At 41.8% G+C, this 23,778-nt stretch carries 18 protein-coding genes; 7 read left to right on the top strand and 11 right to left on the bottom strand.

Features of this window, described 5'->3' with window-relative positions; genetic code table 11:
* Nucleotide 1: 1 nt before the first annotated feature.
* Nucleotides 2-373: a hypothetical protein gene (locus AAW12_RS05910; protein WP_046672684.1), complete on the bottom strand. Its 372-nt coding sequence runs from the start codon at nt 371-373 to the stop codon at nt 2-4.
* A gap of 174 nt (nt 374-547) precedes the next feature.
* Here AAW12_RS05910 and AAW12_RS05905 point away from each other — a divergent pair, with 174 nt between their 5' ends.
* Nucleotides 548-2,125 carry a Na+/H+ antiporter gene (locus AAW12_RS05905; protein WP_046672683.1) on the top strand — a complete coding sequence of 526 codons (1,578 nt, stop codon included), beginning with the start codon at nt 548-550 and terminating at the stop codon, nt 2,123-2,125.
* A 76-nt stretch (nt 2,126-2,201) separates the two neighbouring features.
* Nucleotides 2,202-2,840 (top strand): NAD-dependent epimerase/dehydratase family protein, encoded by a 639-nt coding sequence (locus AAW12_RS05900; protein WP_046672682.1) that lies wholly within the window; start codon nt 2,202-2,204, stop codon nt 2,838-2,840.
* Between the two features lie 99 nt (nt 2,841-2,939).
* Here AAW12_RS05900 and AAW12_RS05895 read toward each other — a convergent pair whose 3' ends face one another.
* Together AAW12_RS05895 and AAW12_RS05890 are read right to left on the bottom strand one after the other, a co-directional pair.
* Entirely contained in the window at nt 2,940-4,631 is a 1,692-nt protein-coding gene (locus tag AAW12_RS05895) for a HEPN domain-containing protein (protein ID WP_046672681.1), read from the bottom strand.
* Between the two features lie 45 nt (nt 4,632-4,676).
* The gene (locus AAW12_RS05890) at nt 4,677-5,960 is read right to left on the bottom strand and encodes a hypothetical protein (protein WP_046672680.1); all 1,284 of its coding nucleotides are present in this window, start codon (nt 5,958-5,960) and stop codon (nt 4,677-4,679) included.
* 186 nt (nt 5,961-6,146) lie between these two features.
* On the opposite strand from AAW12_RS05890, the gene AAW12_RS25345 reads away from it, so the two are divergent.
* The 3 genes from AAW12_RS25345 (at nt 6,147) to AAW12_RS05875 (ending at nt 8,409) form a co-directional block, all read left to right on the top strand.
* Nucleotides 6,147-6,563: a hypothetical protein gene (locus AAW12_RS25345; protein WP_053003538.1), complete on the top strand. Its 417-nt coding sequence runs from the start codon at nt 6,147-6,149 to the stop codon at nt 6,561-6,563.
* Nucleotides 6,564-6,589: 26 nt separating this feature from the next.
* Entirely contained in the window at nt 6,590-6,970 is a 381-nt protein-coding gene (locus AAW12_RS05880) for a hypothetical protein (protein ID WP_046672679.1), read from the top strand.
* Between the two features lie 218 nt (nt 6,971-7,188).
* Nucleotides 7,189-8,409, top strand: coding sequence for a hypothetical protein (locus AAW12_RS05875; RefSeq protein ID WP_046672678.1), 1,221 nt, complete (start codon nt 7,189-7,191; stop codon nt 8,407-8,409).
* 179 nt (nt 8,410-8,588) lie between these two features.
* On the opposite strand, the gene lipB is transcribed toward AAW12_RS05875, so the two are convergent.
* From lipB to AAW12_RS26770, 8 genes are all read right to left on the bottom strand, one after another.
* Nucleotides 8,589-9,284 carry a lipoyl(octanoyl) transferase LipB gene (gene lipB / locus AAW12_RS05870; protein WP_046672677.1) on the bottom strand — a complete coding sequence of 232 codons (696 nt, stop codon included), beginning with the start codon at nt 9,282-9,284 and terminating at the stop codon, nt 8,589-8,591.
* 60 nt (nt 9,285-9,344) lie between these two features.
* Complete coding sequence (gene hflX / locus AAW12_RS05865) at nt 9,345-10,535, bottom strand: GTPase HflX (protein WP_046672676.1); 1,191 nt, start codon at nt 10,533-10,535, stop codon at nt 9,345-9,347.
* Nucleotides 10,536-11,046: 511 nt separating this feature from the next.
* The gene (recG, locus tag AAW12_RS05860; RefSeq protein WP_046672675.1) at nt 11,047-13,152 is read right to left on the bottom strand and encodes an ATP-dependent DNA helicase RecG; all 2,106 of its coding nucleotides are present in this window, start codon (nt 13,150-13,152) and stop codon (nt 11,047-11,049) included.
* Nucleotides 13,153-13,920: 768 nt separating this feature from the next.
* Nucleotides 13,921-15,591, bottom strand: coding sequence for a RagB/SusD family nutrient uptake outer membrane protein (locus AAW12_RS05850; RefSeq protein ID WP_046672673.1), 1,671 nt, complete (start codon nt 15,589-15,591; stop codon nt 13,921-13,923).
* A gap of 96 nt (nt 15,592-15,687) precedes the next feature.
* Nucleotides 15,688-18,747: a SusC/RagA family TonB-linked outer membrane protein gene (locus AAW12_RS05845; protein WP_046672672.1), complete on the bottom strand. Its 3,060-nt coding sequence runs from the start codon at nt 18,745-18,747 to the stop codon at nt 15,688-15,690.
* A gap of 436 nt (nt 18,748-19,183) precedes the next feature.
* Nucleotides 19,184-20,107 carry an EamA family transporter gene (locus tag AAW12_RS05840; protein ID WP_046672671.1) on the bottom strand — a complete coding sequence of 308 codons (924 nt, stop codon included), beginning with the start codon at nt 20,105-20,107 and terminating at the stop codon, nt 19,184-19,186.
* A gap of 3 nt (nt 20,108-20,110) precedes the next feature.
* The gene (locus AAW12_RS05835; protein ID WP_046672670.1) at nt 20,111-20,497 is read right to left on the bottom strand and encodes a RidA family protein; all 387 of its coding nucleotides are present in this window, start codon (nt 20,495-20,497) and stop codon (nt 20,111-20,113) included.
* Nucleotides 20,498-20,509: 12 nt separating this feature from the next.
* Nucleotides 20,510-20,641, bottom strand: coding sequence for a DUF6728 family protein (locus AAW12_RS26770; protein ID WP_312128511.1), 132 nt, complete (start codon nt 20,639-20,641; stop codon nt 20,510-20,512).
* 147 nt (nt 20,642-20,788) lie between these two features.
* Between AAW12_RS26770 and nagA the strand changes: the two genes are divergently transcribed.
* Both nagA and AAW12_RS05825 read left to right on the top strand, forming a co-directional pair.
* A complete protein-coding gene (gene nagA / locus AAW12_RS05830) occupies nt 20,789-21,895 on the top strand; it encodes an N-acetylglucosamine-6-phosphate deacetylase (RefSeq protein WP_046672669.1) in 1,107 nt (368 codons plus the stop codon).
* A gap of 94 nt (nt 21,896-21,989) precedes the next feature.
* Nucleotides 21,990-23,615 carry a glycoside hydrolase family 10 protein gene (locus AAW12_RS05825; protein WP_046672668.1) on the top strand — a complete coding sequence of 542 codons (1,626 nt, stop codon included), beginning with the start codon at nt 21,990-21,992 and terminating at the stop codon, nt 23,613-23,615.
* Nucleotides 23,616-23,778: the final 163 nt, after the last annotated feature.

Below are 23,778 nucleotides of genomic sequence, written 5' to 3'. Positions count from 1 at the left end.
CTTATGCTAATTTACTGTTTCTGTTTTGATTTAACCAGTTATTATATCGGCGGATTCCTTTTATGAGCGATTCTTCCGAACCAAATAGGTCCATCAACTGCTGCTTAAAGAAGGATTGCGCTTTGTCCATAAATACGTTGGAAAGCATATCCGAAATAGGACCGTCGTAGGTCATTTCGACCGACAGTAAATTCTTTTTGCAGAGTATTACAGACGAAAAGGCTTTTAATTGATTGCCTTGGTCGAGCACCAGGAAAGGCATGCTTATGCGTGCTGTATCTACCTGCTTTTTGTTTTGTATTTCTTTGATAAGCGCTAAATCAGAAAGATCCACTTGTCTGATCAGATACGGTTGATGTGCAGTTGTCGCCATAAGAATAAATCTTTTTGCTAATTTAAGAAGGGTACAGGATGCTGTTTAGGTACAGAGTGCCGTCAAAATAGGGGTACAGAAAAAAATTAGGTTGTCCGGTGATTTTTGTAATTTCCATTTGAGATCTTTACATTAAGAAAAGGATATCTCCGGATCTATAAATTATGAAGTAGTATGCACAGCTTATTTCCTTTATTTATCGCAATGATTGCGATCATCGTATTGATCGAAATGTGGGCGACCAAACTACGGGTAGCCTATCCCATTCTCTTGGTTCTGGCGGGGCTATTCATTAGTTTTATTCCCACTTTGCCCGTAGTGACGATTGATCCGGATGTCATCTTTCTCATTTTTCTACCGCCCTTGCTTTGCGAGGCTTCTTGGTCAATTTCGTTTAAGGAGATGAAGAAATGGTGGCGTATTATCGGGAGTTTTGCCTTCTTGGTTGTATTCTTTACGGCACTTTCTGTCGCGGTGGTTGCCAATTATTATATACCGGGCTTTACACTAGCGTTGGGCTTCCTGCTGGGAGGTATTGTGTCACCGCCAGATGCTGTCAGCACAGGAGCGATTATGAAATTTGTGAAAGTTCCCAAAGCTACTTCTGCGATCCTGGAAGGCGAAAGCCTATTAAATGATGCTTCTTCCTTGATCATTGTACGTTTTGCTCTTATTGCTGTTGGGACAGGTCAATTTGTATGGGGACAAGCTGCGGTATCCTTTATCTGGATGCTGGTCGGTGGTGTGGGTATTGGCCTCTTATTGGGTTGGTTTTTTATACAGGCACACAAGCGTCTACCGACAGATGCGCCCTCGGATATTGCACTTACCTTGATTGAACCTTACTTTATGTATTGGATCGCAGAGCAATTCCATAGTTCAGGTGTATTGGCTGTCGTTGCCGGTGGCCTTTTGATGTCCGGTCAGCGGCTGACATTTCTCAATAGTACGAGCCGGGTGCGGGGGCTGAGTGTCTGGGAGAGTTTTGTGTTTATCCTGAACGGTATCGTATTTTTTATTATTGGATTAGATCTTCCGGAGATTGTTGCGGGTTTGCGGTCCAATGGAACGTCGCTGTTGGAAGCCATCGGGTACGGTCTTTTGGTAACGGCAGTATTGATCCTTGCCCGTATTATCAGCTCGTATGCAGCCATGATTGCTACCCTTATTTTTCGCCCGGGTGTGGCGCCAAGATCGAGATCTACTAAACAGCGTTTTCTAATGCCTCTTTTGTTGGGCTGGACCGGCATGCGTGGTGTGGTGTCACTGGCAGCAGCATTATCCATTCCTGTCGTTATGAATGGTGTGGCTATTCCGCAGCGAAACCTGATCTTATTCATCACCTTTGTCGTGATCTTATCCACGCTCTTGATACAAGGGCTTACTTTACCCTACTTAATCAAAAGGACTAGGCTGTTCGAAACATTTGAAGAAGAGCCCGAAGGGCAGGTCCGTAGTCGCATGAAGCAAGGGTTGAAACATCATGTTTACCAATTTCTAAAAGATAAACATGAGAAAGAGCTGCACAATCGTGATGTTATGGACCGCATTCTGAAACATTGGGAAGAAAAGGTGAATGCGGCCGATGATTCGTGGATGAACGAAAAGACAAAAGTGATATTTATGGAGCTTTTGGATGTGCAACGGGAATATCTTCAGAAGCTAAACTGCGAGTCGACCATTGATGAGGGGATTGTTCGTTCACAGTTATATCAACTAGACTTGGAAGAAGAGCGGTTGCGGCGGATTTAGTCATTGGGTTGTATAAATGCCTCAGGGCAATAATGTATTTTTAATTAAAGGTTCCGATGAGGAGCTATGCTGAAATATGAAGGTAATTATAACAGGAGCTACCGGAATGGTTGGCGAAGGCGTTTTGCTGGAATGCCTACAAAATGAAAAGGTAACAGCCGTGCTGAGCATTTCCCGCCGGACGGCTGCCATTCAGCATCCAAAATTAAAGGAACTTTTGGTAGAAGACTTTACTAAACTTTCGCTATTTAGAGATGCGATTGCGGGCTATGATGCCTGCTTCTACTGTGCTGGCGTGAGTTCTGTGGGAATGAAAGAAGACAAGTACCGGTATATTACTTATGATACAACACTAGCTTTTGCAAAGTCCCTGTTGGAAATCAATTCGGAGATCAGTTTTATTTATGTTTCTGGAGGAAGCACCGATAGTACGGAGCAAGGCAAAGTGATGTGGGCTAGGGTGAAGGGTAAAACAGAGAATGATCTTGCCAAATTGCCGTTCAAAAAGGAGTATAACTTTAGACCAGGAGCAATGACGACTGTTGCAGGGCAAAAGCATGCCAATCCCTTTGCTTTTGTGGCCAAAATAATCAAATTTTTTGCCCCTTCAGCAGTACTTTCCCTACATGAAGTCGGACGTGCCATGATACATGCCGTGGAACGCGATGACGTTAAGAATATATTGGAAATTAAAGATATTCGGGCCCTTGCTTGACCGCTTTGTTAAATATTTATATAGCAATCGGAATAATCCCGATTATTTGCAAATTATTTGACATAATTATAATTGGTTTATTCCTTCATAATCGGCCTTCTATTCAACTTGTTCGACCAGCTGTTGGCTAGAAATTTTCTCGAAATAGCTCTCCATCTCTTGGTTACACCTTTCTATAAACGTTTTTGTGCGTTTTTGCAATTCTATAATTGTTAGTGGATTTCCTTTATAATTTGCATTATATCTAAATTCCTGCTGTGCTTCCGTAATGTTTTTGAAGGCGTTAAGCTGATCTTGATGATCCAAGCAAAAAATGAAGTAGGCATCAGGAACTAACAATTTGCAGAGTTGCATGAGGAAAGTAAGGTTGACCCGTTGCGGTTTGTATTGAAGTACGGTATTGATTACACCAAGACAAACTTGTTCCAGCGCTTGAGATAGCATAAAATATACGGCCTCGATGCTTATTGCCGAGCAGTCTTCCTCATAAGGCAAGTATAATGTGCGCGCATTATTATAGCGCGTGTTCCATTGTTGACGTACATAATCTAGATTTAGCTGTGGGGCAACGATGCTTTCCAGATCGATATTGGCCATGGATGTATTTTGCAACCAGATGTCACCTGCTTTCAGGAGTGAAAGAAAAAAGGGATGACCCTTTGAAAACTGTTTGCTGAAAACGGCTGAGTTTTCCAGGGTCAGCGTGAGCGACACATTGTTGGGGAGCATATCCGCAATGAGTTGTGATAAATTATTGAGTTCGCCATTTAAAGTCTCATAAGCAACAAAAATATAGTAGGAATGGGTGATATGGTCCTTTTTGGTTCTTTGGAGCGCATTATGGTATCTGTGATAATCAGAGTCATAACCAAAACAAGCAACCAAAGCAGGTGTACAATAACATTCAATTGCATTAAGAATAAGATCCTGATAGTTGGAGTTACAATAGGTTTGTTTGTATATATCATCGTTTGTTTTGTAATTTTCAATCTCTTTATTGCAACTCGGGAGAATGGTAAGTTTTACCTTAATTTCTTCATAGAGAAGATTGGAATAATCGTATATCCAGTTTAATGTATTGATCGCAATCTGATAGGCTGTTTCTAATACATCTTCATCGATAAAATAATCAAAGTGATATCGATAGTCGATGTAAGCCTTGTTAATTTTCTCCAAAGCTTGTTTTTTTTCGTTATTATCGGCTAGTGTGCCGAGGCGATCGTCGAAAGCTCTGAGATAGTTTATATGGTTTTTTAAGGAATGGGACTTCTTATCCTCAACAACAAGAATATTTTCGGCTGTTCGAAATGCAAGTTCTAAAGCTTGATGTAGCATGAATGCTGCGTGTGCATAATTTTTATGCTCAAAATAGAAATTGTAGCCATCAATAAAAGATCGAATCTTGCTCTTTTCCTTTTCAATATATGTCCGTGTTTTTTCGATGACTTCGTCACTTTTATTATTTGGTAAGATAAGGGGAATCTCTTGCACAGGATTCTGATAAATGCGGTTTTCAGGTTGGCAAATAAGATAGGCCCGGCCTAAACCTTGATCCACTTTTTGTTGTATTTCGTGCGTGAAGTTCACATTGATATATACATTGGGATAGGAGCCAACAGTTTTGTTTATCAGACTGTTGGCATCGGAAAATCGAATTCCGGCATTTGACGTAAGATTGACCTGTAGCATCTGATGCTTTTTACCAGCGTGGTCAAAAGTCCATTGATAGATTTCATCGACAGCAACAGCACGAAGGATTGCCTCGACAATAGGGTTAATATCGGTGTTCATAATAGGGGTTATTGATGTAAAATTGGTTTTTAGTTTCTCGTGTTTTTAGTGCTGGAAAGCAGTATCAAGTATTTCAATTTCATCTTTATAAGCAAGTAGGTACGCAAGTTCAATGATATTAATTAATCGATCATGGATACATAGTGTTTGATTCGAAAACTCTGCATTGGAGTAAGCTTCTTTAGACAATCCATATTCTAGCCAGTCGTATAAAATCTCATTCCATTCGATCTCTGCATGCTGATTGATCAGATTGGCAATAGAAAGAAACGAGTCCTCGAGTTGTTCAGTGCTTGTATAGTTTAAAGTGTATTTTTCCTCCTTATGTTTGATAAGGATAGAATGAGGGTAACGGAGGATTATTTGCTGTTTTGGATCTTGGACGGTACATGTTATTTTTCGAAGATCAGCTTCATTGCGAAACATCTCCAATAGAGAATATATGCAGGAATAAGTGAATAGCAACGTTGAACTACTATAATTACTGCCCGCAGACCAGGAGCAATTTTCTGTGATTGCTGCCCTGTGCCAATATTTAATGTATTCTCTCCAACCGTCAAGACAATTATGGATAAAGAACGACTGAATAGCTTCCATTGAAAAGGCTTGTGGAGCTAACCACAAAGGGATTTTAACTTGCTTTTTAGGATAAAAATCAGGGTTTTTCTTATGCTCTGTTATGGTGATATCGCTATCTTTTGAATCTCCGATTTGTTCAATGCGTTGATTCTTGGATTTAACTTTAAGATTCTCTTTGGAATCCTTTGTGCCTGGAAGAGTTCCACTTTCCCTGATTTTGTCAAGTGAAACTGCTAGTCTCTGAATGAGCTCCAAAATAGCTAATATTTCATCGGCCTGGTTACTCATGAATTCGTCGTCAGCATTACCGGTTTTTATCCATAGATCGTCCAATACCTCGTACCATTGGCGCAGGGTTTTATAAGAGAAAAAGCGAGCAATACTATCTGTTGAAGACTCAATTCCATTGTTTGTGTAAATGCCGTCAATAGTATACTTCCAATAATCTGCTTTTTTAGAAAAAAAGAATAGCGGATTCTCTATAATTTGGATGTTGCATTTTTTGAAAATGATGTAAGCAATTTCGACCTGTTGTATGAGTTCCTTGATGTAATAATTGTTGATACATGTGGGACTTGCCATTTGGTGATTCGTGGCGATATTGATCAAGAGGTTTACATCCCTGAGCCAATAGTCGATTCTTGTACCATTTACGAAAAAATCCTCGAGATATTTCATCGGATCGTCGATGTATTCTTGGCTTAAATAGCGAAAATGTTTCGCTTTTAGTTTCTTTTGCGTATTTTTCATCAGATTATATGTTTTAAAGTTGATGAAACTGCTGCTAGGGCTCATTACGATCTGTGCACTGATCTATAGCCTTGTTGGTTTCATTTGTTAGTTTTTGGTGAATGATGTGTTTATAATTATCAATAGTTAAGCTAATTTAAACACTAATTTTCAATTAATCAAATTTTATATTGATAATTATTGATTATGAGTTCTTTTTTAACGAGAATTAAAGTTATTGCAGATAGAGAAGGACTGAGCGTGACAGCCTTTGAAACTGCCGTTGGAGCGAGTAGAGGCGTATTTACACGTGCCTTAACCAACAATACAGATGTACAGGCGAAATGGTTAGTTAGTATTGTTGAAAAATATCCTGCATATTCTTCCGAATGGTTGTTAAAAGGCGAAGGTGAGATGCTAAAGCCCGTTCTTGCTCAGGAAGAAGAAAAGGAGGGTTATGTGACAAATGAAATTGAGGGCGTTAGTAATGCCGTTGTCAACTCCTTAAGACAGGTTATATCGTCACAAAATATCACAATTAAATCTCAGGAGAAGACAATTATTTCGTTGGAGCGATTATTGTCGATTCAAGAGCAAGAAATAAAATCGTTAAGAAATAAATAAACAGCCAACATTTAAAAAAGCTATAAGTGAATGTAAAGGAACGTGTGCTGCTGATCGCTGAAACCAAAGGCATCAGTAAAACCGAATTTTTCAAAGATGTGCAACTTTCCTATGCAAACTTTAAGGGAGGGCAGAAAAATACTGCACTCAGTTCAGATGCTATGGTGGCTATACTGTCCAAACATCCTGACATTAGTCCAGCCTGGTTGCTCATGGGTGAAGGGACTATGATGCGAAAGGATGAGAAGGGGACGCTCGGTGCGCAACCAGCCGAAACAGCTCCTGCCACTGCCGAAGGCCTCGGAATTTATAAGCAGCTGGTTAATGCCTTAGAGCAAACGGTCAAGGCACAGGAAAAAACAATCCTCTCATTGGAAGGACAGGTGAGTTTACTGCAGCGCAAATAGCCACACTGCGTAGTTTAGAAACCAAACAATCTCCTGCCCAAAAAAATACCTGATTCCGGTGATTTCATTGGCCTCCTTTTTGTTTTAATTTCGTTATTGCAACGGTGCGTGTTTGACCGGTAGCCAGGAAAAGTTTCTATTGCATTTATAGATGTCTCGTGCCCTGCTTTTGATCGCAATGGAGCGACCAATAGTCATGTATTCAAAGAATTAATTTTATGCCAAAAAAAGGATTACTCATACTCTGCTTTTTTGTTAGTTGGTTTGTGCATCACGCAGTAGCACAGCCAGCGGGTCAACGGCCACTTTATACCTCAACATGGGGGCACCTTTTCCGTGAAGCAGGAAATAATAAAGACCTCTTGGGAGTTTTTCCGACAGAGGCACCAGTGTATCTGTTGGACTCCACCAATACGCAGTACAAAGTGCAGGTGAGTAATGGGGATATCGGTTTTATCGACCGTCAGCCGTTGAAAAGTGCTATGGATGGGAAAAGGTCTGCCGGAGAACCGCAACAATATTTCTATCGCGGAACCGAAGGCGCTCAATGCCCACATTTCTATGTACAGGTCTCGCAATTGCGCGTGCGTAAGGCACCCAATACCACAAGTACCGCTGTGCGTAGGACGGGGCTCAATGAAATGGTATGTATCGATTATGTGCCGCTCTACACAGATGGATGGGTCTACATCGGAGACCACTTCCATGAAAATCCGGAGTACATTCAGATGAAATTTTTGGGTGCTGAGTTAAGCTATGACAAGGTCCTTAAAGAATATTTGGCTGTCAAAGGGAAGAACCAGGAGGAAGAACTGATACAGGCAGGCCGTCTACGTGAAATCGGCTGGACGAAGTATTCTAAGTTAAAACAGGCGCTTACCTATTGGAAGGAATCTTACGACAAAGCGGGAAAAGTGGACCCCAAGGTTGATATCGATTTTGAACTGTTATTGGCCGATAAATTTCAACATGAGTTCCAGTCCGAGGTGTACGCAAAGAAACTGAAGGCCTTAAACTTCCATTTCGAATGGAAAGGAGTGTCTTTATTTGATGGTAAAATCACAGATGGACAAATGAAGCAACTGGCGCTGCAGCGGGTTACCGAAATCCCCGATATGCCCGAATGTGGCTGGGAGCCGCGGTATTATTATAAAACACCGAATATGATCGTTGCCTTTGAAGAAAATTATAAAGGCAAAGTGGTCGGAACCTTGTATAAGCTATTTTTTAGTGCGGGTGAAGCTATTGTGTTGGGTAACCAGCGGATGGATGCCAATTATGCAGAAAGAGACTTTGTAAACCACTTTGGTGAACTGCTTTCGGCAGACTGGATTTCAACGCCACATACTTTCTATATTCAAAATGGCGATGCAGGATTATTTATTTTCAGATTTGTTGATGGAAGACTGGCCAGCTATGAGTGTATGTATTATTGTTGATATTCGGAAATAGCGTCGGGGTCGCGTAAAGACCTCCAAGTGCCTGAAAATGTCCCTCGTTTGTGTCTTTAGTAGGGGGATTAACCAGGAGGAACAGGGATGCTCAAAAAAGTAAGGCCCTTTGAAAGGAGATTAAATTCCGCTTTCAAAGGGCCTTTGTATGTTATTGAAAACTTAAATTACACTATTTGCATTTCAAAGAGTTGGGCAATATGGCCTTTAAGTTTCCCTTTCACGTCTTCCATATCAACTTCTTTGCCAAGCTCCCGTTTTAAAGACGTTACATCCTTATCGTCAATGCCGCAAGGAATGATGTTGCCGAAATAATCAAGATCTGTATTGACATTGAATGCAAAGCCATGCATGGTCACCCAGCGTGAAGCACGCACGCCCATTGCACAGATCTTGCGTGCAGTTGGTTTATCCGGTTCTATCCATACTCCCGTAAACCCGGGATATCTCCCTGCTTCGATACCATAATCCGCACAGGTCAATATGATAGCTTCTTCCAGTGTACGCAGATACAAATGGATATCCGTAAAGAAGTTGTCGAGATCCAGTATCGGATAACCGACAATCTGTCCTGGACCATGATAGGTAATGTCGCCACCACGGTTGATCTTGTAGAATTTGGCCTCTTTCTCTTCCAGTCCTTTCTCATCCAGTAATAGGTATTCCTCGTGCCCGCTTTTCCCTAAGGTGTAAACATGGGGATGTGCTGTGAAGATCAAGTAATTTGGGGTATTTGTTGCTGTTGCATTGACTCTGTTGTCATGTTTGATGTCCAATACGCCCTTAAAGATGGATTCTTGTCTGTCCCAGGCTTCCTGATAATCGACAAGGCCCCAATCTTGAAACTGTACCTCTTTGTTCATTTCGTATTTTATTAAACTGTGAACGGACATAAGGTCCGTTCACGGCATTGTTTGTCAAAATTAATACAATAAGTTATTGTAAGGGTAGCGTTCATTGTGCATTTTCACAATAATATCGTAAAGTTTTTGTTTGAACTCTTCGATATTCGTTTTATTCGTTGCTGATAGAAAGATTGCTGGATCAGAATTTTTTGCCATCCAGGAATTACGAAAATCATCCAACGTGACCTCGATTTCCTCACCGTCGTGTCCTTCTTCGACGGCCGGTTTATAAAGGTCAATTTTGTTGAACACTGTAATCACCGGTTTGTCAAGTGCTTTAAGGTCCTTCAATGTTTCGTTTACTGCCTGGATATGATCCTCAAAATTCGGATGCGAAATGTCGACCACATGGATCAGGACATCGGCTTCCCGAACCTCATCCAATGTGGATTTGAAACATTCCACCAGGTGGTGTGGCAGTTTGCGGATAAAACCAACGGTGTCTGAAAGCAAAAAAGGAAGGTTGTCGATCACAACTTTACGTACCGTCGTATCCAATGTTGCGAAAAGTTTATTCTCGATCAGTACATCAGACTTGGAGATCATATTCATGATCGTTGATTTTCCGACATTGGTGTAACCTACCAAAGCTACACGGATCATCTCGCCACGGTTTTTTCGTTGTGTCTCGTTTTGCTTGTCGATTGCTTTTAGGCGTTCTTTGAACAGGGAAATCTTGTCCAGGATGATCCGTCTATCGGTCTCGATCTGTGACTCACCCGGACCACGCATACCAATACCCCCGCGCTGACGTTCCAAGTGGGTCCACATACGGGTCAGACGTGGTAATAGATATTGCAGCTGTGCCAATTCAACCTGTGTCTTTGCCTGAGCAGTTTTGGCATGTCGGGCAAAGATGTCCAGGATAAGGTTGGAGCGGTCCAATATCTTGCGTTTCAATTCTTTCTCAATATTACGCAGCTGCGAAGGTGAAAGCTCATCGTCGAAAACAACGATGTCAATTTCCTCCGCTTCAACGTATGCTTTTATTTCTTCCAGCTTTCCACTGCCGACAAATGTAGCGCGATCTGGGAAGCCCAGTTTCTGTGTAAACATGCCTTTGGTCTCGCCACCGGCAGTCTGTACCAAAAATTCAAGTTCCTCCAAATATTCCTTTGCTTTTGTCTCCGTCACACTTGGCGTGATCACACTCACCAAGACGGCTGTTTCGGGTTTTATTGCTGTATCGTGTATTTTAATTCTGGCCATTTTGTACTATTAAGTCTTTCAAGTGAAGTAGGGAGGTCATTAAGCTTTGCAATGTATGCTATTGCCTACCTCTTGTTATACGTTCACTTTTTAAATTATTTTCAATGAGCTTGTAAGCCCGGTTTTTGTTTGAAAAGGTAAATTTAAGAATTTATGCGTTTGTACACCACACAAGACTGATGCCGATTATGACATAATTCTCCATTAACCAATAAATTTCCTGTGATTTGCTTACCAGGGCAACTCAAAATATGTAAGCGTTCGGTCGCCATCTTTTGCCTAGTAAAAGAAGGGATATTTTTCTATATCATGTTCATAATGATGCAAAAGTAAATAAATTTGGTTTTATATACAAAAAAGATAAATTGTCTTCAAGAGCTAATTAACAACAATTCGTATCCTATTTATGTTGACGAGCGGCCTTTAGATTCCACTGTGCTCTGTTTATTCACTTAAACACGTTGTTGATTTATTTGCTGGCCCCGTTTTTTATTTCGAAAATGACATGCGATTAAGAAATCTTATCCCAGGCAATGCCATCTGATTTTCTGGCGAGGAAGCTTCGGAGCAAATGATTCTTTTCGCTTTGTAGCGTTGGATCTTCTTTGAAGATAGCAATGACCGTGTTGCGGCATTCGGTAAGCAATGCCTGATCGGTAGCCAGGTTCGCCATCTTGAGATCAAGAACACCAGACTGCTGTGTGCCGGATATATCGCCCGGCCCACGGAGCTGCAGATCCACTTCTGCAATTTCAAAGCCGTCATTGGTACGTACCATGGTATCCAGCCTTAATCGTCCTTCTTTGCTCAGCTTATTGCCCGACATCAGGATACAAAAAGATTGTTCAGCACCACGGCCTACACGGCCGCGCAATTGGTGCAGCTGGGATAATCCAAAACGTTCGGAATTTTCGATGACCATCACCGATGCATTCGGAACATTGACGCCGACCTCGATAACGGTGGTGGCAACCATAATCTGCGTTTCATGTTTGACAAAGCGTTGCATCTCAAAATCTTTATCTTTTACAGGCATTTTGCCGTGAACGATACTGATCTTGTATTGTGGTAATGGAAATTCACGCTGTAAGTTCTCCAAACCTGCTTCAAGGTAGATCAGGTCCAGTTTTTCGCTCTCCTTGATGAGGGGATATACCACGTAGACCTGTCTGCCCTTGGCGATCTCCTCGCGCATAAAACCAAACATCCGTAAACGGGAGCTTTCAAAAAAGTGAACAGTCTTAATCGGTTTACGACCAGCAGGTAATTCGTCTATCACGGAAATGTCCAAGTCACCGTACATGGTCATGGCTAATGTCCGTGGAATTGGCGTCGCTGTCATGACCAACATGTGTGGTGGGATGACATTCTTGCGCCAGAGTTTGGCCCGTTGTTCCACGCCAAAGCGGTGTTGTTCGTCAATAACAACGAAGCCCAGGTTCTTGAACTGTACCTTATCCTCGATCAGGGCGTGGGTGCCAATTAAAATATCTAAGCTGCCATCTTCCAGTGCCTGGTGGATCAAACGGCGTTCCTTTGTGCTCGTGGATCCTGTAAGTAGCTTGATATTGACGATGTCATCGCCCACGAGCTGCTTTAGTCCATGATAATGCTGTGTCGCCAGGATTTCTGTAGGAGCCATCATACAGGCCTGAAATCCATTGTCGACAGCAAGCAGCATGCTCATAAGGGCAACAACTGTTTTCCCGGAACCTACATCGCCCTGTACCAGGCGGTTCATCTGTGCACCTGTATTGGTATCTATGCGGATTTCCTTTACAACGCGTTTCTGCGCTCCTGTTAAAGGAAATGGAAGGCGCTCGTTAAAGAACGTGTTGAATTTTTCACCGACTTTATTGAACCGCTGGCCTCTAAATTTCTGTGTGTTGAGCTGCTTGTTGTTGAGCAGCTTCAGCTGAATAAAAAATAGCTCTTCAAATTTGATGCGTTTGATGGCCTGGTTCAGCTCCTTGTGATCGCTTGGAAAATGGATGGAAGCGAAAGCCTGTTGCCTGGAAATGAGACCATGTTTAGCAAGCACATCCTGGGGAAGCGATTCGTCAATACTACGGAATACGGTTTCCAATGCAGTCTGTTGTAAGCGTTGGATTCCCTTGGTATCCAGATTAAACTTTTTGAGTTTTTCTGTCGATGAATAAACCGGCTGTAAGCTCATATTGCCGATCTGTTTTACCTGCGGGTTATACAGATCCATTTCGGGATGGGTAATGGATAATTGTCCATTGAATTCGCTCGGTTTGCCATAAATAATATATGCGGAACCGACTTTCAAAGATTTCTGAAGCCATGGGATGGACTGAAACCAGACCAGTTCCATGGAGCCGGTTTCATCTTTGAATGAGCCGACAAGCCGTTTCGTTCTTTTCTCGCCCACGAGCTGTAAAGAAACCAGGCGGCCCAAGACCTGTGCGGCCATCATATCGGGATGAAGTTTCCGGATTTTATGGAACTCCGTACGGTCGATATAACGGAAAGGGTACTGTGTCAATAGATCACCAATGGTAAATACCTGTAGCTCCTTTTTGAGTACATCTGCCTTTTGTGGGCCTACACCTTTGAGGTATTCTATGGGGGTAATTAAACTTAATTCAGCCATTCTTCTTGAATGGCTAAATTACGAAAAATTTAATTTTTAAGATTTATATACTTCTACAAATGGTTTGCCATCCTTGCATTGAACTGGTCTGGCCATATTTGGACAGCCGCCTTGACAATTCGTTTTCTCCAGACGGAGCTTGTTTTCCATGAGACGATTGTAGAGCTCAATTTTTTCTATCATCTCGGTTGATCGGATGGTTTTGTGGACTGCAATCCTCTCCATACAGCAGCCTGAGCGTAGAAAATGACTGGTCCAATCGTTTGGATTTGAGCAGGTCACGTCTTTATAGAACTCCTTTAGTTCCTTGTACCTTTTGGGCAGTTCGGCATTGGTTTCCTCAAGTGATAGTTCGTAGGCAAAGCGAAGTGCCGCTTTACCATTATGACAGATTTTTCCCAGGGGTGGATTGACAGGCGTTGGGTTTCGTACATCAATATGCCATCACGTTCGGCGGCTTTATTAAGCTCATTTTGAAGCTGATCCAGCTCCAGCTGCAATTTTTCGAATTGGTTTTTCAGCGATGAATGTACCAGGTAATAAGTATAATATGGACGCTGTATAATTTCAAACTCTTCGATATTTGTGCAGGGAACAGACTGAAGCAGCTTGGTGAGTTCCTGCGCTTTTGTATTGACTGTCTCATTCCAATATTCGTATGATTTGGAGCTGAGCTTGCGTTGGATAGGGTATAAAAATTATATAAGAACGGGGCTATCCAAGTTTTGAATAGCCCCGTTTGAGAATTTATTCCGGATGATCTCTCGATTAGAAATTACCCTTATTTACATCCCACCAAAGTCTGGTACCGCCGTTGTCAGGTCCGCCCAACAAGGAGATTGCAGATTGTACTTCAGCTGCATTTGTATTGTATTCATTTTGTGGGAACGGTAAACGACGAATCTGTATTTTCGTGTCGATCAGTCCACCGCTATTGTTGACCACAACAGGGAATAGACGCGGATATCCTGTACGGCGGAATTCACTCCAGGCCTCTTGTCCTTCAGGGAAGATCGCCAACCATTTTTGCGTAATGATACGTTCCAATTTTTCTTCGTTGGTAGCGCCCTCATTCCATTTGATGGTCAGTGCGCTAGGTGAAGCTGCGTTATTCTTCGCGTTGAAAGGATCCTCGTAAGCTGCTGCCTTACTTGTATTATCATTGAGATAAGTGCTTAATCCAGCTGATACACCCCATTGTGTAAAGGACGTTTCCACTCCTTTTTCATAAAGTGATTGCGCTGTTCCCCCAGCATTGTTCCAACCTCTCAATGCTGCTTCGGCACGGAGGAAGTAAACCTCAGCAGCAGTCATTAATATCGGTGCTGTTGTCGCTACGAAAGTTGGCGTTGTACCTTCGGTATTCAAAGCTGATAGCTTTTGGTATTTATCCTTTTCGATGCCGTCTGCTCCTGTACGGATTCCGATATATTTTCCCGCGAAAGCTGTTGTTGTTGCGTCTTTAATGACGGGAGACATATACTTAGAGATACGAGGGTCGTTCAATCCTGTCATATAAGACGAAAGTGTCGCATTGATACGCGTGTCAGCCCAATTTTTGGAAATAAACCAAAGTGGGTTGCTGTAGGTTCCGTCTGCTGGTACAGTGATCTTGAAGTTTTCGCTATTACTTTCCAATACACCGCCATTTGCTGGATCCAATGCTTTTTCAGCTTGTGTTTTCGCTAAAGTTGCATCGATTTTAACCAAACGCATCGCTAAGCGAAGACGTAATGAATTGGCAATTTTCAACCAATTTTTAAATCTGACCTGATTATCTGTATTCGGAAATACAAGATCGATCTGGTCTATTTTAGCAGCCATTGGGCTATCCGCTTTGTATGATTTCAATGCTGTTACAGCCTCATCGAGCTCTTTGAAGAAAGCAGCATATACATCGGATTGTTTGTCGTATGGAACAGTATTGGAGGTGCCTACTTTGCTATATGGAATAGGACCATAGATATCTGTCACCCGGCTGGCAGCTTCTACTTTGATCACCAATGCCGAACCCCATAATGCAGGGTAAGTCTCTGCAAGTCCATTGCTTTTTAGCTTTTCAATAGATTTGATAACATTCAAATAGAGTACTTTAAATGGTTCTCCATTCCATCCGTTTACCATGGCGTAATTCAGGTTGTTCTGCCCGCTATTAAACGGAGTAGGAGACATGAAGAAACCTGAAAATACATCCGCATTTAAATTCTGTTGTACCTGATAGGAATTGGGATCGCCCGCGCCCGAGAAATTGTAAATAGACATCTGTGCATTTCGCAAGAAAATGACAAGATCTTGGCCATCACCTTTTAAATCCTCATCCGTAACGCCAATGTTATTTTTGTTATAGTCCTCAAAATTCTTGGTACAACTACTTAAGGTGCCGCCAAGCATTAAAAAAGCGAGTGAGAACTTGGATATGTTTTTTATGTTAAATTTCATCTTTTAATCGTTTGTATTTTAAGACTATATAAAATATCCTCGTCATTTTTACCGATATATGTGTTTTTTAACGAGGGATATTTCATTGTTGGTCGTTTAGAAAGTCGCATTTAGTGTAAGACCATAGTTACGTGTTGCCGGCATCATAAAGATATCCACACCACTTAAGGAATTACCCGTAGACATCGTTACTTCAGGATCGAATGGAGCCTTTTTCGAAATATAGAATAGGTTTCTTCCTACAGCATTTACGCGAAGTTTTTTGAAGAAACTGTCTTTAATATTGAAGTCATAACCGAAAGTCAATTCACGCAACCGCACGACCGTTCCGTCGTAAATATATTGGCTGCTAACCGGACCCATACCAGCCGTGGAAGTGTACCATTTTTCGGCGTCCACTGTTGTTACGGCTTTACCGCTTGGTGTAACCCCATTGATGCTAACACCGCCATTGGCACGGGCGTCGCCACTCGCTTTCGAGACACCGTAACCGTCAAGCAACGCTTGTGTCACGGACATCACTTCGTAGTCAAATTTACCATCGATCAGGAAGCTTAAGTTGAAATTTTTATAATTGAAACTGTTGTTCCAGCCCATTTGCCAAATTGGGTTTGAATTCCCAAGTTTGGTATAGGTGTTGTTTTTCTGCGGAATACCGTCCTCAGAAATAAGAATCCTTCCTTGGCCGTCACGTATAAAATCTTGACCATAGATGTCTCCGAAAGAACCACCAACTTGCAATTTAGAAGCAAAATTATTACGTCCCTCACCTGTTAGGGTAAATTCAGAAATACCGTCAGCAAGTTTTACAATTTTGTTTTTATTGTACGTAAAGTTGAGGCTGGTTGTCCATTTGAAGTCATCATTTTTGATCGCATCCAATGATACCAATGCTTCTACCCCTTGATTTTGAATGTCTCCGGCATTAACTGCATACATGTTGTTGAGGGATGCATTTCCAGCTGCAATTTTGAAAAACTGATTGGTGGTGTTTGTTTTGTAATAAGTAACATCCACATTCAAACGGTTATTCCACATGCGCCATTCCGTACCGATCTCCAAGGAAGCCGTTTTTTCTGGTTTTAATTCCTTCAAAAAGGCAATATCATTCACCGTTAGTACCGCATATGGGTCTACCCGGTTGGTAAGCAAGGTGGTGTAAGGCGGAAGATCATTTCCGACTTTTGCGTATGAACCCCGAATTTTGGCCATATTTACAAATTCAGGTAGATTAAGCTTGTCGTTCAAAACGATACCCAAACCGACCGACGGATAAGCGTATGGGTTTTGCGGTGTATAGGCCAATGTGCTCGACCAATCCCAACGTGAAGTCAGATCCAAATAAATCCAGTTGTCATAGGCTAAGTTAGCCGATGCAAATACCGATTGCAATTGTCTTCGGTTTGCAGACAATGTCGAAGTGACCGGAGTTGTCGTATTTTGGATAAAGAACTGATTGGGAACTTTGAGTCCATCTTTACCGCTGGTAAAATCTGTACCTTCTGTTTTCCAGTCGGTGATACTCGTTCCAACCAATCCTGTGATTTGTAATTTATCGCCAATATTAAAGTTCATGTTGGCCGTTAAATCACCGTATTGTTGGGTGATCGTGGTATTGGTATAGCTATAAGCTCCATTTTCACGCGCTAAAATGTGCTGCGTGCCTGCATAAGCTTTCCGGTCCCATACTTCGCTGGTACGGTCTACACTACCGCGGGCCTGCACGCTGATCCAAGGTGCAATTTTGTATTTCGCACTACCATTCAAGAGCAAACGATTACGTGTTGAACGTGTAGAATTACGGTTCATAATCCACCAAGGATTTTGTTGGGTAGTTTCGTCATCCGAAAGTGTAAACCAGTTTTGATCGTAAAGATTACGGCCTGTGTTGAACGTTTCGAAATTTTTATAATCCGCAATATTTAAGCTGCGAGGTAATAGGTAGGTTCCAACCAATGGATTATAATAGAAACCTGAAGTAGGTGCATTATCTAATTTTTGGGTAATGTAATTGGCACTTCCTTCAACGGTCAACTTATTATCAAAGAATGAAGCACTTTCCTTGAGATTGAAGTTGTGACGCATCAGGTCATTTTCTGGAAGTATACCTTTTGCAAGGGTATTTGCATAAGAAAAATACGTTTGGTTTTTCTCGTTACCACCTGACAAGGTCAATGAATTGGTGAAGTTGCTACCCGTACGGAAAAATTCACCTAGATTATCATAGTTGGCACCATTGGTTTTGTCGCCCCAGCTAAATACACTGGTGTTACTGTTTTTGCCACCCGAACCTTGACCATATTGGCTTTGGAATTTTGGTGTCGATACAGCCTGTTCGATCTGTGCACTTGAGGAGAAGTTGATCGTTGTGCGGCCTTGTTTACCTGATTTCGTTGTTACCAAGATAACGCCGTTGGCCGCTTGGCTACCATATAATGCCGCCGCAGATGCTCCTTTTAATACGGAGATATTTTCGATGTCTTCTGGGTTGATCAATGAAATAGGATCGCCACCATCACGTTGTCCGCCGAAAACGTTGTCTGGCTGGCTTGCTAATGTCTGATTGTTGATTGGAACACCATCGACAACATACAGCACTTGATTGTTACCGGAAGCCGATTTGTTACCACGCAAAATAACTTTTGCTGAACCACCTGGTCCAGAAGAGCTGGAAGCAATGTTAACACCTGCAACTTTACCGTTTAAATTATTCGCCAAGTTGGTGCTTTTAACTTTGTTTAATTCGTCACCACTGACCTGTTGTGTAGAGTATGTTAATGATTTTTGTGCACGGCTAATACCCAAAGCAGTAACGACCACACTTTCCAGTTGCTGTGTCTGTTCGTCCAGACTTACCGTCACTGTCGTTTCGCCGGGACCAAGTGTTACCGTTTTGTTTTCATAGCCGACCGTACTGATGTTTAATATGCGGTTTTTGTCATCGACATTGATCTGGAATGCACCTTTAACATCCGTAGAACTTGCGTTGGAAGTGCCCAATACTTTGATCGTGGCACCTGGAATAGGAGCTTTGGTTTTAGCGTCTACAACCGTTCCCTTTACTTGGCTGGTTTGCGCGTGCAATAAAGATGCTGAAAAAAGTATTGTTGGAACAATACCTAACACCCTTAATGTAGAGTATAATTTGTTATTCATATAGTATATGTGTTATATTCAGTTTTTTATATACATATTTTCATAACGGTGAAATTTTAATGAAATGGGCTAATTCCATTTAGCATTTTGGTTAGAAGAGAAGATATTGAATAATCGGGGGGCAAAATAAGTGATTATTTGTAATAGTGTGTTTGCTATTCAATACCTGTTATAAGAAAAAAGAGCGGTATGATTTCCCTTAATAAAGATCTAATTTACTATAGTTGAGCAAAAATCAAAAATTTTATGAAACAAAAATGATACACTTTAACTGTTTTTAGTGTTTAATATTTTGATAATCAGTGTATTTTGTGTTTTGTCATTTTTTTTGTCGGATTTTAGCTGGTTGGTGGATATGAATAAAATAATTGTTTTCTGCTAGAAACTGGCCATTCCATGTGGATGAAGTTTCCTATTGCATTGTTAATCATTGTGCTTAACCGCGTAATGGCCTTGCAAAAACCTGTTTGATGTTTGCAGCATTAAATAGCATGATCGCAACCAATATAATTCCGTAAGCGACATATTTGATTGGAGAAACGGGTTCTCCGAAATAGGTTGCAGCCAAAGTAAAAGCGATCAGTGGATTAATATAGAGCAGAACGCCAGTCGTTGTTGATGAAATGCCAATGAGTGCATACATGCTCAGGAATAGGGGGATAATCGTGAATAGCGATGCGATAAGAACTATGGTGCCCCAAAATATGGGGTCTGTAGGAATTGCATGATGATTATAGATTAGTTTGGGGATCACAAATAATGCACATATACTGAGTTGGACCGCCAATTGATTGAGTTTATCGAAACCCGTAGATACCCGTTGTACGATCAGATAAAAAGCGTAACAGGTGGCAATAGTGATAGCCCATAGGACATCATGAAGCGAGCCATTTGCAAGGAGGCTTACGCTGCCAAAGGCAATAAAAAGCGCTGTTTTTTGCCAGTTCGTTAGCTTCTCCTTGAGCATGAGATAGGCACCCGCCGCCGTGATCAGGGGGCAGGTCAGGTAAGCCAATGCCGCAGACTGAATGCTAATATGGTTGACCGCATAGATATAAGTAAACCAGTTGCCAAAGATTAACGCCGAAGCGAGGAAGGTAAGACAAATTTGACGGATCTTGCCCACTCGAGGTAGAAGCTGAAACTTAAGAATATCAGCTTTAAAGGTTTTTCTTCGAAACAGCAGCAGGTATATCCAAAGGACTAGAAGTGCAGTTATTATTCTAAAATAGAGAATATCCTCCGCCGGATAGCCGCGTATCCAGCGTACAGGGATAGACATAAATCCCCAGATAAAAGGGGCCAAAAAAGCCGCGAAAAGATATTTTCCGCGGCTTGCTGTTTCGTTGTTATTTTCCACGGATTAATCTTTCCAGGCAATGACCGAAATTTCGACATTTACGTTCTTAGGAAGGGTTTTTACCGCAACACACTCACGCGCTGGTTGCGCTTCCTTAAAATATTCGGCATAGACTTCATTGACTAAGGCAAAATTACCCATATCACTTAAGAAAATCGAAGCTTTGACAACATCTTCAAAAGTATATCCCGCATTGGTCAAGATAGCTTCTACATTTTTTAGTACCTGATGCGCTTCGTCTTTCACACCCGATGAAATTAATTCCATTGTTTCGGGAACCAGAGGAATTTGTCCAGAGACATATAATGTATTACCGGCTTTGATTGCCTGGTTATATGGTCCTATTGCAGCAGGAGCTTTGTCGGTATTTAAAATTTCTTTTTTTGACATGGATAACAGTGTTTAGGATGTAAAAAATATTTTGTAGATCAGGCCCAATAAAAAGACAATAATGGCCGTTGCATTAATAATATGCATAGCTTTTATGCTGCCATTTGTGGGGCGATCGGCGTTACGCTTTCTAAAGAAGTACATGGAACTAAGTTACAACAGTAAATTAGAAAGTGAAAATGAAAAGATCAAAAACTTTGAACGGATTTCTTGTAGCCTACGAAACAAAATCTTATGCAAGTGACAGGTTTTTTTTGAATTTTGGTAACTTGGTAATGAAATAGAATTTATATGAATAAGATAGCATTAATTGGTGGCAAAATATACACTGGTGAGTCGATTTTGGAGCAAAGAGCATTGCTGATCAGCGAAGGTAAAATTGTAGCGATTGTCCATGATGATGAGGTGCCTGCAGATTATACCAGTTATCCAGTCGGCGGGTCTAATATTTGTGCTGGGCTGATTGACCTTCAATTGTATGGTGACGGATCGGACTTGTATTCTGCCGAACGTAGTGTAGCATCTTTGGAACGCATCGCTGAGGGTTTGGTCCGTAAAGGCACAACTTCTTTTATGATGACCTTAGCGACCAATACGATTCCCGTATTTAAGGATGCCATTCGGGTGGCAGAAGGCTTTCGGCACGATGCATTTTTAGGATTGCATCTGGAAGGTCCCTTTTTGAATCCTAAAAAACGGGGTGCGCATCCCGCGGAATTAATTATCGAGCCTACAAAGGAAAAGATCGACGATCTTTTGTCCGGAAATCAGGTTGTCAAGATGATGACCATTGCGCCAGAATGTATCGCTGATGATATCTTACAGCATTTGCAGGGCTATAATCTATTGCTCAGTGCCGGGCATAGTGATGCGACTTTTGAGGAAGGTACCCATGGCTATGATCTGGGGATTCCAACAAGTACCCACCTGTTTAATGCCATGTCGCCGTTACATCATCGCGAAGTCGGGTTAGTCGGCGCAATTTTTAATCATCCGACTGCACAAGCAAGTATTATTGTCGACGGACATCACGTAAGCTTTGAAGCCGTAAAAATTGCGAAACGTCAGATGGCCGAGCGGCTGTTTATGATTACAGATGCTGTAGCCGCCTGCGATAAAGACATATATCATCACGTATTGAACGATGGCTATTATTCCCTGCCTGATGGCACCATTTCAGGAGCGGCAATCTCCTTGCTTGAGGGGGTAAAAAACGCTGTGCAAAGGGTGGGTATACCGCTTGATGAAGCGATCCGAATGGCAACACGGTATCCCGCAAATCTTTTAAAAAGGACGGATATTGGAAACCTCAATCAGGGAAGCATAGCGAATATCATTGTCTTTAACGACGACTTCAGGCTGGAGCAGGTGATCTTCAAAGGAGAGTTCAAGCGTTGATCTATGTCGGAGAAGATTAACCGATTGGCCGTGATTGACTAATATTATATGTATCTTCGTTCGTTATTTTGAAAAAACACTATTCTATAGCTTGATGAAACGTTCCCTATTATTTTTAGCGACAGCACTTTTTGTTTTATCTTCTTGTTCATCCAAGAAAAATAAAAAACAGGAGCCTGTCAATACCACAACTACAAATGTCGAAATTGTAAAAAAAGATCCGCCTTCGGTACCCAAGCGCGAACGGGTGAAAAATACAATTGAAACAAAAGAACAGCCGGCTGCAGAAAAGAAGAAGGAAATTGTTGTCGATCTTCCGGTGTTACCGCGCGAGTTTCGCGCCGCTTGGGTGGCTTCTGTTGCCAATATCAATTGGCCGAGCAAAAATAACCTGAGTACCGCCGAGCAGCAACAGGAAGCAATTGGTATTTTGGATTTTTTGAAAAACAATAATTTTAATGCTGTTGTTTTTCAGGTGCGTCCATCAGCCGATGCATTTTATAAAAGTGATCTTGAACCCTGGTCTTATTTTTTGACAGGTACAGAAGGACAGGCGCCTTCCCCTTATTATGACCCGCTTGATTTTTGGGTTGAGCAGGCGCATAAACGAGGAATTGAGCTGCATGTTTGGTTGAACCCTTACCGTGCTCATCATACTGCTGGCGGTGCTGTTACTTCAGCTTCCATGGCACGTAAAATGCCTGAGTCGGTTGTCAAATTGAAGCAGGGCTATTATTGGTTTGATCCTTCCAAACAATCTACACAGGACCACGCAGCACGTGTGGTTATGGATATTGTCAAGCGTTATGATATCGATGGCGTACATTTCGATGATTATTTCTATCCTTACGCGGAATATAATGGTGGACAGGATTTCCCGGATTCGGATAGTTACAATGAATACAAACGTAATGGCGGGGATCTATCACGCGGAGACTTCCGCAGAAATAGTGTGAATACCTTTATCGAACGGATTTATAAGGATATTAAGAAAGAGAAGAATTTTGTAAAATTCGGTATCAGTCCTTTTGGTATCTGGAAACCGGGTTATCCGTCAGGAATCCAGGGATCTAGCCAGTATGATATGCTTTACGCAGATGCTAAATTATGGTTGAACAAAGGCTGGATAGACTATTTTGCTCCCCAGTTGTATTGGCCTATACAGCCAGCCAGACAAAGCTATACGGCTTTGTTAAAATGGTGGGAAAGTGAGAATACATTGGGACGCCACCTGTGGCCAGGTATCAATACAGTCGGCAGACGTGGTCCGGAATATGTTCAGGAAATTGTTAATCAAGTGGAGGCAGCACGTACGCTATTGCCTGATAACCGAGAAGGGGTGATCCACTGGAGTCTGGCAGGGCTTACCAAAAACCCGGCCATGACACAAGCTTTGGTGAATGGGCCTTATCAGGTGAAAGCATTGGTACCAACAAGTCCTTGGTTAAATGCAAATCCTTTGTTGAAACCTACTTTGCTGGTAACTCCACAGGGTGGTACTACTTTTGTGAAATGGCAGCACCAGCAAATTGATCAGGTTGCAAAATGGGTATTGTATCTCAACTACGGTGGCGTATGGCAATATGAAATATTGGAGCCTGGGGTTACAGGTAAGGACATCCCAACGACATTGAACAACAAAAAACTGCAGTATGTTGCGGTAAAGGCTGTTGACCGTTTGAGCAACGAAGGTCCTTATGCTGCAGAGAAGATAAAATAACGAGCTGTTGTTTCATCAACGCGTAAAAAAGGGATATCTGAATTTTGGATATCCCTTTTTTGTATCATTATCTATCGGTAATGGTCAGGACGAACCTTCTGTTGGCGCGTGTACGTCAGTCCATGTGATTCATTCAGGTTTTGTTTTGAATTGTAATCTATCC

Source organism: Sphingobacterium sp. Ag1 (genome assembly GCF_000988325.1).
Classification (GTDB): domain Bacteria; phylum Bacteroidota; class Bacteroidia; order Sphingobacteriales; family Sphingobacteriaceae; genus Sphingobacterium.
Note: the sequence above shows the minus strand (reverse complement) of the source record. Positions and strands in the feature narration are given on the sequence as shown.

Excerpts from the sequence above, each read along its gene's own strand:
- AAW12_RS05900 (WP_046672682.1), top strand. The coding sequence starts at position 2,202 with ATGAAGGTAATTATAACAGGAGCTACCGGAATGGTTGGCGAAGGCGTT.
- recG (WP_046672675.1), bottom strand. The coding sequence starts at position 13,152 with ATGGCTGAATTAAGTTTAATTACCCCCATAGAATACCTCAAAGGTGTA.
- nagA (WP_046672669.1), top strand. The coding sequence starts at position 20,789 with ATGAATAAGATAGCATTAATTGGTGGCAAAATATACACTGGTGAGTCG.
- AAW12_RS05895 (WP_046672681.1), bottom strand. The coding sequence starts at position 4,631 with ATGAACACCGATATTAACCCTATTGTCGAGGCAATCCTTCGTGCTGTT.
- AAW12_RS05850 (WP_046672673.1), bottom strand. The coding sequence starts at position 15,591 with ATGAAATTTAACATAAAAAACATATCCAAGTTCTCACTCGCTTTTTTA.
- AAW12_RS05825 (WP_046672668.1), top strand. The coding sequence starts at position 21,990 with ATGAAACGTTCCCTATTATTTTTAGCGACAGCACTTTTTGTTTTATCT.
- AAW12_RS25345 (WP_053003538.1), top strand. The coding sequence starts at position 6,147 with ATGAGTTCTTTTTTAACGAGAATTAAAGTTATTGCAGATAGAGAAGGA.
- AAW12_RS05905 (WP_046672683.1), top strand. The coding sequence starts at position 548 with ATGCACAGCTTATTTCCTTTATTTATCGCAATGATTGCGATCATCGTA.
- AAW12_RS05910 (WP_046672684.1), bottom strand. The coding sequence starts at position 373 with ATGGCGACAACTGCACATCAACCGTATCTGATCAGACAAGTGGATCTT.
- AAW12_RS26770 (WP_312128511.1), bottom strand. The coding sequence starts at position 20,641 with ATGTACTTCTTTAGAAAGCGTAACGCCGATCGCCCCACAAATGGCAGC.
- AAW12_RS05835 (WP_046672670.1), bottom strand. The coding sequence starts at position 20,497 with ATGTCAAAAAAAGAAATTTTAAATACCGACAAAGCTCCTGCTGCAATA.
- AAW12_RS05875 (WP_046672678.1), top strand. The coding sequence starts at position 7,189 with ATGCCAAAAAAAGGATTACTCATACTCTGCTTTTTTGTTAGTTGGTTT.
- lipB (WP_046672677.1), bottom strand. The coding sequence starts at position 9,284 with ATGAACAAAGAGGTACAGTTTCAAGATTGGGGCCTTGTCGATTATCAG.
- AAW12_RS05845 (WP_046672672.1), bottom strand. The coding sequence starts at position 18,747 with ATGAATAACAAATTATACTCTACATTAAGGGTGTTAGGTATTGTTCCA.
- AAW12_RS05890 (WP_046672680.1), bottom strand. The coding sequence starts at position 5,960 with ATGAAAAATACGCAAAAGAAACTAAAAGCGAAACATTTTCGCTATTTA.
- hflX (WP_046672676.1), bottom strand. The coding sequence starts at position 10,535 with ATGGCCAGAATTAAAATACACGATACAGCAATAAAACCCGAAACAGCC.